The 19,315-nt window shown below is 54.3% G+C and carries 16 protein-coding genes and 2 pseudogenes; 14 read left to right on the top strand and 4 right to left on the bottom strand.

Annotation, left to right across the window (positions count from 1 at the left end; translation table 11 throughout):
• The first annotated feature begins 5 nt into the window (after nt 1-5).
• Complete coding sequence (locus JOE21_RS15280) at nt 6-398, top strand: YolD-like family protein (RefSeq protein WP_309868076.1); 393 nt, start codon at nt 6-8, stop codon at nt 396-398.
• A gap of 33 nt (nt 399-431) precedes the next feature.
• Here JOE21_RS15280 and JOE21_RS15285 read toward each other — a convergent pair whose 3' ends face one another.
• The 4 genes from JOE21_RS15285 to JOE21_RS15300 form a co-directional block, all read right to left on the bottom strand.
• The gene (locus JOE21_RS15285; protein WP_309868079.1) at nt 432-2,141 is read right to left on the bottom strand and encodes an Rqc2 family fibronectin-binding protein; all 1,710 of its coding nucleotides are present in this window, start codon (nt 2,139-2,141) and stop codon (nt 432-434) included.
• 390 nt (nt 2,142-2,531) lie between these two features.
• Complete coding sequence (locus JOE21_RS15290) at nt 2,532-3,404, bottom strand: diacylglycerol/lipid kinase family protein (protein WP_309868082.1); 873 nt, start codon at nt 3,402-3,404, stop codon at nt 2,532-2,534.
• 2 nt (nt 3,405-3,406) lie between these two features.
• On the bottom strand, nt 3,407-4,210 hold the full coding sequence (locus JOE21_RS15295; RefSeq protein WP_309868085.1) for an SDR family NAD(P)-dependent oxidoreductase: 804 nt from the start codon (nt 4,208-4,210) through the stop codon (nt 3,407-3,409).
• Nucleotides 4,211-4,223: 13 nt separating this feature from the next.
• Nucleotides 4,224-5,315 carry a class II aldolase/adducin family protein gene (locus JOE21_RS15300; RefSeq protein WP_309868088.1) on the bottom strand — a complete coding sequence of 364 codons (1,092 nt, stop codon included), beginning with the start codon at nt 5,313-5,315 and terminating at the stop codon, nt 4,224-4,226.
• A gap of 167 nt (nt 5,316-5,482) precedes the next feature.
• Here JOE21_RS15300 and JOE21_RS15305 point away from each other — a divergent pair, with 167 nt between their 5' ends.
• The 13 genes and pseudogenes from JOE21_RS15305 (at nt 5,483) to JOE21_RS15365 (ending at nt 19,297) form a co-directional block, all read left to right on the top strand.
• Complete coding sequence (locus JOE21_RS15305; protein WP_309868090.1) at nt 5,483-8,245, top strand: calcium-translocating P-type ATPase, SERCA-type; 2,763 nt, start codon at nt 5,483-5,485, stop codon at nt 8,243-8,245.
• 219 nt (nt 8,246-8,464) lie between these two features.
• Entirely contained in the window at nt 8,465-8,644 is a 180-nt protein-coding gene (locus JOE21_RS15310; protein WP_309868092.1) for a hypothetical protein, read from the top strand.
• Entirely contained in the window at nt 8,641-9,462 is an 822-nt protein-coding gene (dapF, locus tag JOE21_RS15315) for a diaminopimelate epimerase (RefSeq protein ID WP_309868094.1), read from the top strand. The genes JOE21_RS15310 and dapF overlap by 4 nt, the downstream gene beginning before the upstream one ends.
• A gap of 496 nt (nt 9,463-9,958) precedes the next feature.
• The gene (gene iolG / locus JOE21_RS15320; protein WP_309868096.1) at nt 9,959-10,972 is read left to right on the top strand and encodes an inositol 2-dehydrogenase; all 1,014 of its coding nucleotides are present in this window, start codon (nt 9,959-9,961) and stop codon (nt 10,970-10,972) included.
• A 112-nt stretch (nt 10,973-11,084) separates the two neighbouring features.
• Nucleotides 11,085-12,095 carry a LacI family DNA-binding transcriptional regulator gene (locus tag JOE21_RS15325; RefSeq protein WP_309868099.1) on the top strand — a complete coding sequence of 337 codons (1,011 nt, stop codon included), beginning with the start codon at nt 11,085-11,087 and terminating at the stop codon, nt 12,093-12,095.
• Between the two features lie 184 nt (nt 12,096-12,279).
• On the top strand, nt 12,280-13,275 hold the full coding sequence (locus tag JOE21_RS15330; RefSeq protein ID WP_309868104.1) for a Gfo/Idh/MocA family protein: 996 nt from the start codon (nt 12,280-12,282) through the stop codon (nt 13,273-13,275).
• Between the two features lie 178 nt (nt 13,276-13,453).
• Nucleotides 13,454-13,705: a substrate-binding domain-containing protein gene (locus tag JOE21_RS15335; RefSeq protein WP_309868107.1), complete on the top strand. Its 252-nt coding sequence runs from the start codon at nt 13,454-13,456 to the stop codon at nt 13,703-13,705.
• Nucleotides 13,706-13,724: 19 nt separating this feature from the next.
• Nucleotides 13,725-14,195, top strand: coding sequence for a sugar phosphate isomerase/epimerase family protein (locus JOE21_RS15340; protein ID WP_309868286.1), 471 nt, complete (start codon nt 13,725-13,727; stop codon nt 14,193-14,195).
• A gap of 63 nt (nt 14,196-14,258) precedes the next feature.
• Nucleotides 14,259-14,672, top strand: a pseudogene (locus tag JOE21_RS15345) (thiamine pyrophosphate-binding protein); the annotation flags it as partial.
• Between the two features lie 130 nt (nt 14,673-14,802).
• Nucleotides 14,803-15,738: a myo-inosose-2 dehydratase gene (iolE, locus tag JOE21_RS15350; protein ID WP_309868110.1), complete on the top strand. Its 936-nt coding sequence runs from the start codon at nt 14,803-14,805 to the stop codon at nt 15,736-15,738.
• A 76-nt stretch (nt 15,739-15,814) separates the two neighbouring features.
• Complete coding sequence (iolB, locus tag JOE21_RS15355; RefSeq protein WP_309868112.1) at nt 15,815-16,654, top strand: 5-deoxy-glucuronate isomerase; 840 nt, start codon at nt 15,815-15,817, stop codon at nt 16,652-16,654.
• A gap of 66 nt (nt 16,655-16,720) precedes the next feature.
• Nucleotides 16,721-17,527: pseudogene (locus JOE21_RS15360) on the top strand (aldehyde dehydrogenase family protein); the annotation flags it as partial.
• A gap of 264 nt (nt 17,528-17,791) precedes the next feature.
• Nucleotides 17,792-19,297, top strand: coding sequence for a VanW family protein (locus JOE21_RS15365; protein ID WP_309868115.1), 1,506 nt, complete (start codon nt 17,792-17,794; stop codon nt 19,295-19,297).
• Nucleotides 19,298-19,315: the final 18 nt, after the last annotated feature.

Raw genomic sequence — 19,315 nt, forward strand, 5'->3', positions numbered from 1 at the left:
TTCCGGTGGATAAGGAACGTTTGTTCGGGTATCCTGTTCCTGAGGTGATGGCGATGAAAGCGCTGGAGCGCGGAAACAAGATGTGGGAAGGACATCGGATGACGCTGCCCGAGCACGCAGAGGCGCTGGGGGAGGCCCGGCGGGAACAAGAACGATATGAGCCGCCGGTCTTAAGCGAGGATGCGTTAGTGGAGATGGGGCGGTTGATCGAGCGATCATACCGGGAAGAAGAGCCGATCCTGCTGACCATTGCCGGCAAATGGGGGTCCAAAAAACATCTTGGCTTCGTGACCCGGATCGACGCCGTGGAACAGTGGCTGGTCCTGCAAAACGGCAGCGAGCGGGAGCTGATCCCGTTTCGGTTGGTCATGGCGGCGGAAGAGTTGGTGGAGGATTAACGAAAACCCATCCTTTTTCGGGATGGGTTTTCGTTAATCCTCCACCTCCAGCTTACGGATCGCCTGCTCCTCCGGAGTGACGAACAGGGTTTTCTGCTCTTCATAGATGACAAAACCGGGCGGGGAGCCGGAGGGTTTCTTGACATGTTTGATCAGGGTGTAATCCACCGGCACTTGGCTGGACTCCCGGGCTTTGCTGTGGTACGCAGCCAGAAGAGCGGCTTCCTTCAGGGTTTCTTCACCGAAGTGTCTGGCGCGAATCACGACGTGAGAGCCGGGGATCTCTTTGGTATGGAGCCAGGTATCCGTGGGGGTGGCCATCCGGTGGGTGAGGGCGTCGTTTTGCTTGTTGTTGCGACCCACCAGAATGGGGATTCCCTCGGAAGAACGGTAAGAAGCGGGCTTCGGACGAGACGGGTTCTTTTTCTTTTTGCGGGCGGGGGCGGCTTTGAGGAACCCTTGTTCCACCAGCTCTTCCTTGATCTCTTCCACTTCGGCGGAAGAGGCGTTTTCCAGCTGGACCAGCACGGATTCCAGATAAGCCGATTCCTGCCGCGCTTTTTCCTGTTGTTCCCGGATCCATTTGCGGGCGGATTTTGCCTTGTTGTACAGCTTAAAGTAGCGTTGCGCATTCTCCGACGGGTTGAGCCGCGGCTCCAGGTCAATGGTGACCTCGGGTGCGTCGGGATCGTAGTAATTAATCGCTTTCAGCTTTGTATCGCCCCGGCGGATCTGGTGCATATGGGCGGTAACCAGCTCTCCCTGGGTGCGGTAATCATCGGCTCGTTCGGTGGAGAGATATTCTTTCTCCAGTTTTTTCAGTTTGTTTTCGTTTTTATCGACGGTGTTTTTCAAACGTCGGATGAGGTCATGATTTTGCTGGCGCACCCGGTCCCGTTCCGCCTTGCCGTGAAAAAACGTCTCCAGGCACCGGCTGATGGAGTCGAAGGACTCCCGCTCCCCCGCGAGGTGGGTAAGGGGGAGAGCGGCGAAGGCCGGTTTTTTTCCGTGGACGAGGGTAGGCTCATAACGATGCTCCCGGATGGCGGTCATCACTTGGGAAAAGGCTTCCCACAGCTGTTCCCGGTCGCCGATTCCGCCGCGGTGCACGATCTCCCGGGCGATTTGCGGACCCAATCCGAAATAATGGCGTACCAGCTGTTTATCCAAACGCCCTTCATTCCATTGGATCGATCGGAGAAACGACTCCCGATCGGTATCCAGGGGGTTCCGTTTGTCCTGTTCCGGCGGCGGCTGGTAGACGGCTCCGGGAATCACTTGCCGATGGCGGCTGACTCCAACCCCCACCCGGCGGATGCCGTCCAGGATTTTTCCAGAAGCGGGATCCAGCAGGATCAGGTTGCTGTGTCTCCCCATGATTTCCACCACAAGGCGTCGTACGACCTCATCCCCCAACTCGTTTCGGGTTTTGACATCCAGGTGGACGATTCGTTCCAGGGCCACCTGGGACAGGGATTGAATCACGCTCCCCTCCAGGTGTTTCCGTACCAGCATGCAAAACATCGGTGGCGAAAGGGGATTGTCCGCCGTTTTTTCCGTCAGGTGGAGCCGGGGATAGGCGGGGTGGGCGGAGAGCTGCAACCGGTGGTTGTCTCCTTTTGCTCGAATGTGAAAAACCAGTTCCCACTCCGATGGTTGATATATTTTGGCAATTCGTCCGCCTGTCAAGGTATCCTGCAGTTCTTTGGTGACTGCACGGACGACGATGCCGTCGAATGACATGGTTTCCCCTCCCTTTCACCGGTGCACGTTCCAGTCATTTCGTTTCCGGTTCATAGCTGGCCTACACCGGAAAAACACTACATTTCAGTATAGCACGGCAGGGGTGGGCGGGGCTATGGAACCGGCTTGTGTCTGACGGATCACCAGACAGTTCTAGGCGGTATCCGTCTCGCCTGAGTATGAATGGTTATGGACTCTTTGATAAAAAATAGGGAGACCACGATTACAGGAGTGACAGGACCATGCAATGGTTAGCAAACTCGTTTCGCCATTTGTGTTCTCTGTTATTTGAATGGTTAATCAGTGACTACGATGTGGATTGACCATCCAGGGGTGTTCTAAAAGAAACGAAGCGATCCATGTCTTCAGGCGAGGACAGGATCGCTTCTTTCACAGAATCGATAAGGATTGGGGCTGTATCTGAATGGACAGGGGAGTTTGGCCGATCACTTCTCCGTCGGCATGAACGGTTAAAGGTGGATCCGTTTGAATAGTGATCGTTTTCCCCCGTTTCATCGTGATGCTGGGATGACGGGCATGCTTCCCTTTGAAAACGGAAGGGAACACTTTTAAAAATCGCCCGTGGGAAAGCCGGCTTACACAACAGATGTCCAGTGAACCGTCTTGGTCATCCGCTTCAGGGCAGACCAGCATGCCTCCTCCGTAATTGGGGATGTTGGTGACGGCAATCAACCATAAGTCGGGAAACGAGTACATCTCTCCATCGATGGTGAGGGTGGCGTGGGCAGGCCGGAACTTGACCCAGGTCTGAAGTGCGGCATAGGGATAAACCATCTTTCCCAGCCACCGTTTGGCGGAGGAGAGGTTGACGGTTTCCGCCACCAATCCATCGAATCCGATTCCGGAAAACCCGATCAGGAAGCGTTCGTGCAGTTTGGCGGTATCGATTCGGCGAACCCGGTGTTGCAGCACCCGGTCGAATGCTTGCAGCGGATCGGTAGGAATGCCTTGGGCGATGGCAAAATCGTTGCCCGACCCGGCCTGGATATAACCCAAGGGTTTATCCGACCCCACCAGTCCGTTCCCCACTTCGTGTACGGTGCCGTCCCCCCCGACAGCCACCACCGCCTTGATGTCGGGACGGGTGGACACGGAGCGGGCCAGTTCCGTCGCATGTTTGTTTCCTTGGGTGAATGCCACCTGGTGGGGGATGGAGCGTTGCTCCAAAATGGTTTTAATTCGGGACCAGACACGTATTCCCCGCCCGTTCCCGGATAACGGGTTGACGATGAACTGGTGCATGATCAGGGGACCCTTTCTTCGTGGTTGACGGCAGCCGGTTTCTTTTGTCCAAACGAATCATAGATTCGCTTTAACATCCATCCATAGAGTCCGGGACAGAAACGACGAAATCGCATGGCCCAGCGCATCCCGAAGGGAATCACATGAACCCGGGGCCGCTCGATCAGACGGACGGCGTGCCGCGCTACGGTCTCCGTATCCAGCAGTTGTCCCGATATCAGGGGAGGAAAGAGGGATGACGGATCCTCTCCCTGAAAAAAAGGGGTCTGGACCGGCCCCGGGCATAACACCCCCACGCGAATCCGCGGTGAAAACTCCAACTGAAGGGATTCGGAATAGCCCATGATGGCAAACTTGGAAGCACAATATGCCGCCAAGTTTGGGATGCCCGTCAATCCCGCGATCGAGGCGATATTGATGATCCGTCCGTTTCGGGAAAGCAAATGCGGGAGAAACGCCTGGGTCATCCGGACTGTTCCCAGATAATTGGTTTCGGCCATCCCGGCATAATCGGCGATGGGGATGTCCATGGATCCGCCGAACCGGCCGTAACCGGCATTGTTGATCAATACATCCAGTCCCCCGTACGTCTGGATGACCCGCCGGACGAGCCGATGGACGTCTTCCTCTTTGGTGACATCGCAGGCAAAGGCACTTCCCGCCCCTAATTCTTGTTTCAAGTTCTGTAACTTGGAATCATCCCGCGCAACCAGAATGGGGAAATCCCCTTTAGCGACCAGTTCGCGTGCGATCGCTTTTCCGATTCCGCTGGATGCTCCGGTGATTAACACCGTTCGTCGGTTCATGAGTCAGGACCTCTCATGTCATGGGAACTTGGGGAATGATTTTTCCTTGAATCCGTTCAAAAATGTCGTTGAGATCCCTTCCGGTAATGGTGAGTCCGTGGTTTTTCAGCCCGATCACCGCACGGGAGGGGTCTTCTGCTTCCCTGATTTTTTGGGCGACCGCTTCCGCCAGTTGAACCGTCCCACAGGGATAGTTGATTTCCGTCGAAGGAATCCCCTCCATCCAGGCATGGATATGGACGATCGCTCCGACCTCCGGGTGCTCCGTATAGATCATCCAGTGTTCGATCGCATCCACCGAGGCTCGTTTGGGTTCAATATCTGCCGGTACGCTGATCTCCATGGAGAGATTGTCGGGATCGTATCCCTTGATCAAGAGAATATCCCGTCCAATCTGTTGCAACTGGGCTTTGTTTACTCCCCTGGCACTCATCCAGAATTGACTCTCTTCCCGGCGGGCACTTAAGTTTCCGTAACTGAGGCCTCCAATGCCGTAAAGGCGTTGAACATGCCGATAGGCTTTATCGGGAAGCAATTCCTCGATGGGGAAAGGGGTGGGGAGCAAATTCATCCCGTCCAATTTTTTTCCCGACTGGATCAACTCGTTGGTGACGGTGTCGCCTTCCCGCAAATCCTCCGGTAGATCAGGATGGAACGTATTGTCGATGACCAATTGAGAGGAGGCGAGCGGGCGGATTCGCTTAAATACATCTTGGTAATAAGTCGAATCCCCTTCATGGGAGGCAAGGGGATAACAGCCCTGTTCCAGCGTGATGAAGAATGTTTTTTCCGGATTGGTGTACCGGTCCAAAAAAATCATCATGTTCCCCAGTGATTGAATCAATACCGGATAGGCCGAACGGAAAGTGTCATCCACTGGTTGGTGGTTTTCCGCCACCGTGATTACAAAGGTCCCTTTCCCTTTTCGCCGAAAGTGTCTGGGGTGGCGGGGATCCACCATGTTAAACACCAACTGTATGTGGGGATCCCTTTCGTCACCCAGCCGATAACCGTTGGATTCCATCACATGTTGGATACCCTCGGCAAATCGCTTAAGTGAAGGAGTGGGTTCCAACTGGTAAACAATGGCGAATGTCTCGTTCATGTTCCAACCTCCTACCCGATGGGATTGCTCATATTTTTCCAGTGAATGAATCGGCTTATACATCGACGGGTGGATCAACCCGTCAATTGGATTCCGATGCGAGCATGATTGAGGGGGTCCTGTACTCTTCCTGGCATGTTTTAAGGCCTGTCTGAATAAGATGGGGCATGAGATGGGACAAAGGGGGAGGGACTGTGTCACAAGGCAGCCGTTATCTCGATTGGGATGTGGACAGGCTGACGAAACACTTCGCCGTTGATCCGGAGAACGGGTTGAAGGCAGGTGAAGCGGAATCCCGCCTGCGGCGAGTGGGGCCCAACCAATTAGCGGAAGGGAAGAGGTTGTCCCTGATCGCTTTGTTGTTGAACCAATTCAAAGATTTTATGGTGTTGGTGCTGCTGGCAGCGACACTGGTGTCCGGCCTCCTGGGAGAGTACACCGATGCCATCGCCATTATCGCCATTGTGGTGTTGAATGCGGTGTTGGGGTTTGTCCAGGAATTCCGGGCGGAACGGTCGCTGTCTGCTTTGAAGGAGTTATCCGCTCCTACTGCCCGGGTCAAACGCGACGGTGCCTGGATCCGGATCCCCGCTTCCAATCTGGTTCCAGGGGATCTCGTTTCTTTGGAGAGCGGAGACCGCATTCCGGCGGATATTCGTCTGATCGAAGTGAAGAACCTGTATATTGAGGAGTCGGCGCTCACGGGTGAATCGGTTCCTGTCAATAAAACGGCCTCGGTTCTCACTGGGGGGGATATCCCGCTGGGGGACCGCAAAAACATGGCGTTTTTAGGTACCATGGCCGTTCGGGGGGCGGGAAGCGGTGTGGTGGTTCATACGGGGATGGAGACGGAGATGGGGCGGATCGCCCACCTGATCCAGACGACGGAGACGATGCAGACGCCCCTGCAAAACCGGTTGGAACAGCTGGGAAAGATTTTGATCACCGTCGCCATCTTTTTGACGGCAGTGGTGGTACTGACGGGAATTATCCACGGCCATGACGCCTATAAGATGTTTTTGGCCGGGGTGAGTTTGGCCGTGGCCGCCATCCCGGAGGGGTTGCCCGCGATCGTCACCATCGCTTTGGCTCTTGGTGTGCAGCGTATGATCCGGCGGCGGGCGATTGTACGAAAATTGCCCTCGGTGGAAACCTTGGGGTGTGCATCCGTCATTTGTTCGGACAAGACCGGTACGCTTACGCAAAACAAAATGACCGTCACCCACCTGTGGGTGGGCGGTCGGACGATGGAGGTCAGCGGATCCGGATATGTTCCGGAAGGGAAATTTACTGCGGGTGGCAAGGGGATCCACCCGCGTCAAGATCCCCACTTGAAGCGGTTGTTGGAGATCGCCGTCCTGTGCAACAACACCTCTCTCATCCGAAAAGAAGGACGGGAAGGGCTGCTCCGGCGGAAACAGGAAAGCTGGCACGTGGACGGAGATCCCACGGAAGGGGCGTTGTTGGTCGTTGGCGCCAAAGGCGGTCTCACGGGCAAAACGCTTTCGTCAGAGTGGAAGCGGGTCGGTGAATTTCCCTTTGATTCGGAACGGAAAATGATGTCGGTGTTGGCGGAAAACAGAAATGGGAAGCGGCTGTTGCTGGCCAAGGGCGCCCCCGATGTCCTGCTGGGCCGGTGTACTCATATCCTGAAAGAAGGTCGCATCATTCCCCTGACGGAATCGTTGCGAAAGGAAGCGCTGAAAACCAACGAACAGCTGGCGAAGATGGCGCTCCGCAACCTGGGTTTTGCTTACCGGGAGTGGAGCGGGGCGATGCCGGAACGGGAATCGTCCGCTGAACGGGAGCTGGTTTTTGTCGGGTTGGCGGGAATGATCGATCCTCCCCGGGAAGAAGTGAAGGATGCGATTCACACCTGCCGCCAAGCGGGGATCCGGACGGTGATGATCACGGGGGACCACCAGACAACGGCTGTGGCCATTGCGAAGAGACTGGGCATCTTGACCCCTGGCGGATTAACCATGACCGGTGCCGATCTGCAAAAGTTGGACGATGCTGCTTTTCAGGAGCGGGTAAACGACGTCCAGGTGTATGCCCGTGTTTCACCCGAACATAAACTGCGGATTGTGAAGGCGTTGCAGCGGGAGCGGCACGTGGTGGCCATGACCGGCGACGGGGTGAACGATGCTCCCGCCATCAAGGCGGCGGATATCGGGATCGCCATGGGAGTGATGGGTACCGATGTTTCCAAGGAGGCCTCCTCCTTGATCCTGGCCGACGATAACTTTGCCACGATCGTGTCCGCCATTGAAGAAGGGCGAAGCATCTACGACAACATCCGCAAATTTATCAGTTACTTACTGGCCAGCAACGTAGGCGAGATCCTGGTGATGTTTCTTGCGATGCTGGCGGGGATGCCGCTGCCTCTGGTACCTATTCAGATTTTGTGGGTAAACCTGGTTACCGATGGGCTGCCGGCGATGGCTCTAGGCGTGGATCCCGCCGAGGAAGACACGATGAAGCGTCGACCACGGGACAGCCGGGAGAGTATCTTTGCACGGGGGGTGGGGTGGAAAATTCTCACCCGCGGATTCCTGATCGGCTCCTTTACCTTGGGGGCGTTTTGGCTGGCTTATTCCGAAGCGCCCGACGACCTGGTACGGGCCCAGACCGTCGCCTTTGCCACCCTGGTGCTGGCGCAACTGATCTATGTGTTTGACTGTCGCAGCAGCCAATCGATTTTCCACCGCAATCCATTTTCTAATATGGCGCTAGTGCTGGCCGTGTTCTCCTCGGCGCTGTTGTTGTTGGTGGTTATGTACGTACCCGCTTTCCAACCCGTCTTCCACACCGTCGCCCTCGGCTTCCGGGAATGGGCCCTGGTGTTGGCTGCCGCCTCCATCCCCACCCTGCTGGCGGGGCTCATCGAGATCGCGCGGCCGATGCGCCGGGTGTCACCCAGCGTTTAGGGCCTGTCGGGACGTTCCATTTTCCCGTGTGAAAGAAGGGAGGGACGGTCTGGTCTTTGGTTCGCTGTTACACGCAAGAGGACCGATTTCGCAACGAAACGAAGACAGCGATACCGCCCCCGGGATCTCGCCCTACGGATTATTCAGACACTCCCTGGTGCTCCACTTGGCCTCCGACCGAGCTCTCAGCTTGAAAGATTACGAAGGTTGAGCTGCCTGATGGAGCATTTCCTTTTCGAGAATGGGATTGCAATCCCGCTCTTCCTGGGTTACGCTCAAAAAAGGATAAAGGGTACATCCAGCGATCCGGTCCGGCTCCATGCCGCCTGGATCGCTTTCGCCATTGTGACGGGAAAGGGAGGGGAGGGCGAGGACAATGCAATCGCCCGCAGCCGATGAAATTTACGAAAATGCATGGATTGGGAAACGACTTTGTTGTGGTATCCGCTGCCGCACTGCCGACAGAACCCGAAGTATTGGCGCAAAAGGTGTGTGACCGCCACTTTGGGGCGGGTGCCGACGGTTTGGTCTTTATTCTTCCTTCACATACAGGAGACTGCGCCATGCGGATCTTTAACGCGGATGGTTCCGAACCGGAACAGTGCGGCAATGCTGTCCGCTGTGTGGCGCGGTATTATTACGAACGCATCTCCGGTGCCCGGAACGAGATGGCGGTGGAGACCCGCGCCGGGATTCAGCGGGTCTGGTTGGAAGCGGGCGGCACCCGGGTGCGGGTGGATATGGGACGCCCCATCCTGGGCGGAAAACAGATCCCCACCACCCTGGAAGGAGAAACGGTGGTGGATCAACCGGTGGAGGCGGACGGCAAGTCGTTCCGCTTTACCGGCGTCTCCATGGGCAATCCCCATGCGGTCATCTTTGTGGAAGATGCGACCCGGTTTCCGGTGGACGAGTGGGGTCCCCGCTTGGAAACCCATCCGTTGTTTCCCCAGAAAACCAATGTTGAATTTGTGACGGTCCACTCTCCCTCGCAACTGGACATGCGGGTGTGGGAGCGGGGCGTCGGCCAAACATGGGCCTGCGGCACCGGCGCCTGCGCGTCCGTTGTGGCAGGAGTCCTGACCGGTCGGACCCGGCGAAACGTCCGCGTCCGGCTGAAGGGAGGCGACCTGGATATCGACTGGAGGGAAGAGGACGGCCGGGTCTATATGACAGGACCGGCGACGGTGGTATTTGAAGGAGAATGGTTGGGATGATGGAAAAGCCCTCGGTTTAAGGGGGCTTTTCTTTTTTGGAATGAGTCGGGAATCACTTGCCGAAAAAAGATCTTTCACACTATTGCAATGAATGAAAGGGTGATTTATACTACAAAAAAGTGAAGCGCTTAAGGAAAAGGGGGATGGAGAAAACCCAATCTTACGGTCATCATCTCACGATTGTTTGATTGATCCACTCCTATGCCATTGTACTTAAAGAGCAGGTGCAGATGTGAGAAGGAAGGGTGGTGGGATGGCTGCGATCCTTTGCACTCACAGAGCACAAGTTTCGCCTGGGTCACTTCGTTCCCGGTCTCGCTTTGCGCTTTTTGCAAGAGATCGAAGACAGCCTGCCAGCCCGACCAACCCATGCTCGTATACGCTCTTCGCACAAATGCAGCTGTGATATTAAAAAAAATGAAGCGCTTATCGTGGGTACTTTTTTGTTCATTTGGGAAAGCGCTTACAAAAATCGATGATGAGGGGTTATATGTTCATGCGAAACATTCGTTGTGCAGTGATCGGCTTGGGACGGTTGGGGTATTGGCACGCCACCAATATTTCTGCGAGAGTGGAGGGGGCGGAATTAGCGGCGGTGGCGGATCTGTCAGAAGGAAGAGCGGAACAGGTCGCAACGGAACTGGGAGTGCCGATATGGTCCCAAAACCCGAATGATGTGTTTGAACATCCCGCGATCGATGCGGTGGTGATTGTTACTCCTACCAGTACACATGCGGAGATGATCAAAAAAGCCGCTGCCAACGGAAAACACATCTTTGTTGAAAAGCCGATTACGCAAACCCTGCAAGAAGCGGATGAGGCAATCGAAGCGATTCGGAAAAACCAACTCTTTTGCCAAGTGGGTTTTATGAGAAGGTTTGATCCCAATTATATAGAGGCAAAAAGAAGAATCGAAGCGGGTGAGATCGGCAAGCCCCTCTACTTCAAAGGGATCACCCGGGACGGAAACACGCCTCCTCCGGAATTTATTAAACACAGCGGCGGGTTGTACCTGGACTTCTCCATTCATGATTACGATGCCGCACGGTTCTTTTTGGGTTCGGAAGTGAAGACGGTTGCCGCTTTGGGGAGTGTCGTGCAAAATCAGTATGTAGCCGAATATAACGATGTGGATCAGGCATTGACCTATTTAACCTTTGATTCCGGTGCGGCAGCCGATATCGAGGCCAGCCGCAATGCCACATACGGCTATGATATCCGGGCCGAGATTATTGGAACGGAAGGGGCGATTCAAATCGGTTCGATGCGGCATCATGATATCAAACTGTTGAAGAATCAGGGCTGTACGTATGACATCCTTCCTGATTTTCCATCACAGTTTCGGGATGCCTACTTAGGTGAGATGGTCTCCTTTATTGAATGCTTAAGAGATAATCAAAAACCGCTGGTAGATGAGTATGACGGAAAGATTGCGCTGGAGATCTCGATTGCCGCCACGAAAGCGTATCAGACAGGAACGACCGTCCCATTGGGCACCGTTTGTTCGTGATCGTCATTGCTTTTATCCCGGTGTGTTGATAAGCTTCTATATAAGCGCTTAAATCTCACCGGGAGGCGAGACCGCCTCGGTGTGAACGGATTGAAGGAAAGGCATGAGATCCATGAGACCGACGATCTATGATGTAGCAAAGGAAGCGGGTGTATCCATCGCCACCGTTTCCTATGTACTGAACAATCAAAAAGTGGGGAAGAAATCCAAGGAAAAAGTGTTAAAAGCGATGGAAAAGCTGAACTATAAGCCGAGTGTTCTCGCTTCGGCTTTGACGGGGAAGCGAACCACCACCATCGGATTTCTGTTGCCGGATTTGGCAAACCCTTTCGTCGCGGAGATGGCACGCAGGGTGGAAGACCGCGCCCTTGAACGGGGCTTTAACCTGGTCATCTGCAGCACCGATTTTAACGAGGAAAAAGAGGCGCGCACCATTTCACTGTTGAAACAAAAGAGTGTAGATGGCTTTATATTGGCCGGCGGCTTTAAAAGCGTGGAAGTGATAAGAGAATTACTCCAGGAACAGATTCCGGTTGTCCTTCTGGCCGAATCCCACCCTTCCGTATCGGTCAGCAGTGTAAAAGTGGATGACTTTGCCGGAGGGTATGAAGTGACTTCCCACCTGATCTGTCTCGGCCATAAAAAAATAGCGGTGATCGGAGAAGGGGCCACCAGCAGTCAGGACCGGATTCGCGGATATAAGCAGGCAATGCGGGATCACGGATTGGAGATTGGTGAAGACAGGATCGCCCTGACGGACTTGAGTTCTGAAAATGGAGAACATCTGGCGGCAGAGTTGTTGGGTGTTTCCGATCCGCCGACCGCCATCTTTGCCTGTAATGACATATTGGCGATTGCAACCATTTTTGCTGCGCGAGAAAAAGAATTAAGCATTCCGGAGGATCTGTCCATCGCCGGGTTTGACAATACCCTGTTGTCCAAAAGCAGCGATCCTCCCTTGACAACCGTTGAACAGCCGATTCAGGACATGTGTACCCAAGTGGTCGATTTACTCATCGAAGAGATCGAAGGAAAGAGCAAAACAAAACAACGCATTGTGATGCTCCCTCAGTTAATTGCCCGAAAATCGACCGGTACGTATCCATCAACGAACAAGGTTTAGATAGGAGAACGGTTTTGTCAACGATCTCCATTGCTTTTTTTCAAATCCTTGCTACCCTCGTGTTAAGCGCTTAAGAAACAGATCATGAAATCATCGGGACAAGCAAAATCATCGATTTGTAAGCGCTTATATTCAGGGATTTTTCCTTCCGGCAAAAAACTGAACCTTGAAAGAAGGGGAAAACATGCCCGAATTAAAAATCGGAATTTTGGGAGCAGGCGGGATTGCCAAGGTGCACACCTCGATTCTGAAAAAAGATGAGCGCGTGACCATTGTCGGCATCGGGGATATTTCCGAAGAAAGAGCCGTTTCCTTGGCAAAAGAAGTAGGAAATGCGAAGGCCGTTGGAAGTATCGAAGCGCTGTTTGATCTCGGTGTGGATGCGGTCTATGTCACCACCCCCAATACGTTACATGTGGAACCCGTACTCCAATGCCTGCAAAACCATGTTCATGTTTTTTCGGAAAAACCGATGGCCACCTCGTTGGCGGAAGCACAGCAAATCAAGGAAGCGGCTGCCGCATCGAAAGCCGTATACAATTTGGGGATGAACCGGCGTTATGCATCCGTGTATAAGAAGGTAAAAGAAAGCATCGTTTCCGGTGAGCTCACCCCATACTTGGCCCACATCAAGATGAACCGGGGAGAACTGCTTAACCCCGCTTGGACGGCCAATCCCCAGATTACAGGAGGGTTCCTGTACGAAACACCGTTTCATCTCATGGACCTTTCCCGGTACTTATTTGGAGAAGTACAAACCGTACATTGTGAGGCAAGACAAAATCTCTCGGAGTCGGAGTTGGATACGTTTGCGATTATGCTCACCTTCGAATCGGGAGTAATCGCCAACTTTGTCACCTATGCACACGCCGGATGGAGTTTTCCCTTTGAAAGTGTGGAAGTGTACGGAAAATACTCCACCATTGCCACACAGGAATTGGAGAAGGTGATGGTTTCCCCCGGTTTGAATCAACCCGCTCAGATCAGCGACTTTTACCAACTGTCGGTAGAGGATAAGTGGGGATATGCCGAGGAAGATCGCTTGTTCATCGATGCGATCGTCCAGGGGACGGAACCTCCCGTAACCGCTGAAGATGGGTTTCGTTCGATTCAACTGCTGGAAGCCATTTATGAAAGCGCTAAATCAGGAAAAAGCATTAATTTTAGACAGAGAGTTTGATGACCGATAAAATCGCTTTTTTATTCCTTCAACAATCACTCTTCATGTAAGGATGGGGAGACATGAGAAAAAAACAGATACGGGTGGGGATGGTCGGCTACCGATTGATGGGGAGGGCTCACTCTCATGCTTACCGCGGGGTACCAAAATTGACGCCGTCGTAGCCAATAACGATGAGATGGCGATTGGAGCGATCAGTGCACTAAAGGCGGCAAATAAACTGGACGATACCATCGTCGCAGGGATTGACGGAACACCGGATGCACTGGAGTATGTGGAGTCTGGAGAGCTGCAGGTTTCCGCTTTCCAAGATCCGGTGGGACAAGGGAAGAGCGTGATAGAAACCGCCGTGAAACTAGCAAAGGGCGAAGAGCTGGAAGATAAACGCTACGACCTTTTTACAGCTCATCACTTCCCCCGTCTCACATAAAAATTTGAGGTCTTCCTAGATTTGCCGAAACTCCGACGATCAGGCGGAACCCTATGGGGTTCAGATCGCCTTGGAATTTTGCGGCTATCCCAATTGTTCGGTCAATACCTTTGGTCAAGCCTATGACATCGTGGAAGCGGTCAATCGGGAGAGTGTGGGGCTGGTTCTGGACTGCTTTCACTTTTACGCCATGAACTCCGATATCCGCGATCTGCAACAGGCAGACCCCGACAACATATTTTTGTTTCATATCGACGACTGTGAAGATCTCCCCATCGGTTCATTACGGGACCATCATCGTGTGTGGCCGGGAGAAGGAGCGATTCCTTTGAAACGGATCCTCGATACCTTAAAAGAGATCGGGTACGGGGAAATGGCGTCGATTGAATTGTTTCGGCCGGAATATTGGGAATGGGATGCGGATCGGACGATCCAAATGGGAAAAGAGACGACAGAGAAGATGGTAAGACAACCGTTTGAAGCGGGATGACCCTATTATGTTTGGACAGAAGGTGAAGCGCTTAAATATCCATGAAAAGGCAGGTCGGGAAGAATGACGATTCGATTGACCACGGCGCAAGCGATCATTCGCTTTTTAAATCAGCAGGTGGTTGAATTTGATGGAAAGGAAGAAAAGCTGGTCAAAGGGATCTTCACCATCTTTGGCCATGGGAACGTGCTGGGACTCGGACAGGCGTTGGAAGAGGACCCTGGGGATCTGGAAGTGTACCAGGGTAGAAACGAACAGGGGATGGCGCAAGCAGCCATGGCATTTGCAAAGCAAAAACACCGGAAGCAAATCATGGCCTGCACCTCCTCCATCGGTCCGGGCTCGGCCAATATGGTGACGGCCGCTGCGACGGCTTCCGCCAATAACATACCGCTGCTGCTTTTTCCCGGCGATACATTTGCCACCAGACAGCCGGATCCCGCTCTTCAGCAGATTGAACAACCACATGACTTCACGTCATGGCAAAAGAGGCGGATTTGGTGATTGGCCATAATCCGAACGTGCAAAAAGCCTATCAAAACAAAGTAAAGAACCTGAAAAAAGAACGAAAATATTAATAGAAAAAGAAAAGAGGGGAGAAACGGCAGTGAATCCATCGCCAAACCATTCTTATCGCATCGGAATCGCTCCCATCAGCTGGGTGAATGATGACATACCCGGTCTCGGTGATCACCATACACAAGATCAGGTGTTATCGGAAATGGCCGCGATCGGCTATCGTTTTACGGAAATGGGACGGCTGTTTATGCAAGACCCCGCATCGCTGAAAGCCAAATTGGACGAGTACGGCATCCAGCTCGCCAGCAAATTTGTAGGGACGCTATTTTCCGATGCGAGCCGCCTCGAAGAAGAGCTGCATTCCTTTGGAAAATGGGTTACCTACCTAAAAGAAATGGGCTGTGAGCATGTGATCACGTGTGAAATGGGCGGTTCCATGCATTGGGATCCCCGGCGTCCGGAAGACGAGATGTCCATTCAAAATCTGACCGACAGCGAATGGGAATCCCTGGTGGAGGGACTGCACCGGGCGGCGGACCTCTGTCACGAACAGGGGATGCAGCTGCTCTATCATTTCCATGCGGGCACGGTCGTAGAAACGGCGGCGGAGATTGATCGTTTAATGGCGTCCACCGATCCCGCCCGCGTCCACTTGTTGTTTGATACGGGTCATGCCTTGGTTGGAGGGTACGACCCGCTGGAACTGCTGAAAAAATATCGAGATCGGATTCCATATGTTCACTTGAAAGATGTTCGCCGTGAAGTGTTGGACAGAGTCAGAAAAGAGAAGCTGGACTTTCGCACCGCTGTAGTCAAAGGGCTGTTTACGGTTCCCGGTGATCCGGAAGGCTGTATCGATTTTAAACCGATCTTTCAGGAACTGATTGACCGCGGCTACGACGGTTGGTGGATCGTAGAAGCGGAGCAGGACCCGGCGGTGGCCCATCCTCACACCTATGCCAAGATGGCCAAGGATTACATTGATGCGACGATTCGATCTATTATCTCGGTAAATCATCGATAGGAGGGAACGTGGATCGATGAAGGAGCCGGGAGCACCTTCTGCTCCGGCGAAATTGGGGAAGAAAGGATGATCCATCATGGCGATGCTGTTGGCACAGGCAAATGCGCAAACAACGGGAAGCCAACCGATCGTTCAAGTGACCCCGGAACGTGCGGGGTGGACTTATACGGGCTTTGAAGTGTACCGGTTGAAAAAAGGAGAGTCGATCCGGCGGGAGGCGTCCGGTGTGGAACTTGCCGTCATCGTGTTGGAAGGAACCTGCCACATCCGGGCGGGAGGGGAAGCCTTTTCGTCCGTCGGCATGCGTACCTCCGTTTTCGAAGATAAATCTCCGGAAGGGGTGTATGCGCCTCCCGGTACAGAGGTGGAGGTGGAAGCTGCCACCAGGTGTGAAGTGGCGGTGGCGACAGCCGTGACGGAGGAAGGAACGGGCCCGGTCCGCCGCATCACCCCCGCCGATATCCCCTATGAGCGACGGGGAGAGGGAAATACCCGGCGCTATATCCGCCATATCCTGGATGAGCATCATCCGGCGGCCAAGCTGCTGCTGGTGGAAGTGGTGACGCCTGCCGGCAACTGGTCCAGTTTTCCTCCTCATAAGCACGACACCGAATCCGCCGAGGAGGCCTACCTGGAAGAGACGTATTATCATCGGCTTCATCCATCCCATGGACAGGCGTGGCAACGGGTGTACGACAAACAGGGCCTGGATGAGGTTCTCACGCCGCGGGACGGGGATGTGGTGATGGTTCCACGGGGTTATCATCCGGTTACGGCCCCCCCTGGGTTTTCCTCCTATTACCTCAATGTGATGGCCGGGCACCATCGGACGTGGAAATTTCAAATCGATCACGACTTCCAACATATCGCCCCCAAGGACGGAAACATCATGGGAAAAGTGGAGCAGCCGCGCTGATCCGCGATGGAAGAAAGGAGTGGACCCGGTATGAATCAGTTGGAACGAGAAGATTGGCTTTCCATCATCCTGGAACATCCAACAATCAAGGCCGTATCCTTTGTCGGTTCCCAACCGGTGGCAGAATACGTATACAAAAGTGCCTCCGCCAACGGCAAGCGGGCTCAGGCCCTGGCCGGTGCCAAAAACCACTCCGTGGTGATGCCCGACGCCAACCTGGATACCGCCGTGAAAGGGATCGTAGGAGCTGCCTTCGGTTCCGCCGGGGAGCACTGCATGGCCTGCTCCGTCGTGGTGGCCGTTGGAGACATTGCCGATGAACTGGTGGATCGGCTGACGAAAGCTTCGGATGAGATCACAATCGGGAACGGGCTGGAAGAGGACGTCTTCCTCGGCCCGGTGATCCGGGATACGCATAAGGAGCGCACGCTGAGTTACATCGAAAACGGGGAAAAAGAAGGGGCCCGTCTGGTTCGGGACGGCCGGGCAGACAATCTGCTTGAGGAGGGCTGGTTTGTGGGTCCCACTATTTTTGATGATGTCAAACCCGGCATGACCATTTGGGAGGACGAGATCTTCGCCCCGGTTCTGTCGGTGGTGCGGGCCCACGATCTGACCGAAGCCATCCAAATCGCCAGCCAGTCCCGCTTTGCAAACGGCATGTGCATTTACACCGACAGTGCCAGAGCCGTTCGCCAATTCCGGGAGGAGGCGGATGCCGGTATGTTGGGTGTCAATGTGGGGGTTCCCGCCCCGATGGCCTTCTTCCCCTTTTCCGGCTGGAAGGATTCATTCTATGGCGACTTGCACGCCAACGGCCGGGACGGAGTGGAGTTTTACACCCGCAAGAAAATGGTGACGGCACGGTATTAAAAAATGTCCCGTTAGGCGCATTTGAGACCTATAATCGGAATGGTCCCAGATCGGCACGGTGATTCCCCTACCCCTGTCCCTGTATACGGGATGGGGGTTTTGCATGTTTGTCAGCTGGAACGCTGACGGTACCGATCTAGACCGAAGGTTGTATGGAATCCGGCCAGTCATCCCCGTTACCATAATAGAGACCATATAAAAAAATAGAGATAGACCCATGAGAGGAGAAAAGAGTGTGGGGACGGAAATGAAGGGGGTTTTTCGATGGAAAAATCAGACAAATCAGACCATCCCTCTAAACGGAAGGTGGAGATCGTCGATCGACCGCCGGTTGACGAGCGGGCGTTGCGACAGTTACCCGAGGTGGAGGTGGTGAGAACCGGCGATGATGAAGAGGAGGAACGGGAAGAGGAAATAATGGGTGGGAAAAAGGAGGAGCCGGCCCCACTTCCATCCGAGAAGAGGGAAGCGCCTCCGCGTCGTCGCCTGTGGCCCGTCACCCTGTCTTTGATCGTGGTCTTGTTGATGGGTTTGATCGGGTGGGGGTGGCAAGAGAATTGGTTTTCCCCCGGTCCCCAACTGATCCTCACTCATAACCAAAAAACATGGACGCTGGATTTGACCCGTGTCGGTTATGACGGGGAACGGATAGAAAGTGTGGATCGTCAACAGTTGCGTGCCTGGTTGGAGTCGGTGGCGCAAGAAGTGGACCGGCCCCCCAAGAACGCCCGGATGGAGCGATGGGGAGAGCCGATCGAGAGAAGTAAACCCGGGACGGTTTTGGATGTGGATATGATCGAGGAGGAATGGCTGAAACAGCTGGAAGGAGTCGTGGATCGTCCCCAGCCGGCACCGATGGTGCAGGTGGAACCTCAGGTGAAGGAAGAAGACTTTCACGGTGTGGATCAGCAGGAATGGGCTCGTTTTACCACCTGGTTTGATTCCGCCCAGGAAGAAAGAACGGCCAATATCATCCGTTCGGCCGAAGTGTTGGACGGCCGGGTGATCAACCCCGGTGAAACCGTCTCCTTTCTCGGCGAAGTGGGAGAAGGGAGTGACTATAATGCGGTTGTTCGGACAGTGGACGGTACCCCTCACGAGATCCCTGGCGGGGGAGTGTCCCAGACGGCATCCACGTTGTTTAACACGGTCGATCAAATAAGCCTTGAAATCATTGAACGTCATACTTACAGTGACCGTGACAGTTACGTGGCTGTCGGAAGGGATGCATTTGTGCGATGGGGAGAAGGGGAGAGAGATTTTCGGTTTCGAAACTCCCTCAACCATCCCATCCTGATTCGGACGGAGTCGGGGGCCGGATTTATCACGGTGAGCCTTTATTCCAACCCGGAAGCCGATCCCCAGATAAAAGTGATTCCGCCTGCGCTGGAGCGGGTGGAGCCGGAAAGTGACGCCTTTGAACCGTTGCCGGGAGAAGAACCGGATACGCCGGAGGAAAACAATGGATCCGCCTCCGAGGGCAAAGGAGGACGGGATGGATCCGAGCAGACGGGAACGCCGGAATCCCGCGATCCGTCAGGGCCGGGATCACCCGGGAATGACCGCGGAGGGGGGGATCCCGATGATGGAGAGGACCGGGACAACGAAGCCGGAGAGCAGCCGAATCCCCCTCATCCGGATCCCGGTGACGATGATTCAGAAGAGGAACCGGAGGAACCCGGGGGTACACCCTCCCCCGGGAATCCACCGGAAGAGCCGCCCCAAGAGGAATCATCTCAGGAGGAGGGGGATGAGGAGGATGTGGCCTGAAGAAAGGGCAACGGGTTC

This window comes from Desmospora profundinema, from assembly GCF_031454155.1.
GTDB classification, from domain to species: domain Bacteria; phylum Bacillota; class Bacilli; order Thermoactinomycetales; family DSM-45169; genus Desmospora; species Desmospora profundinema.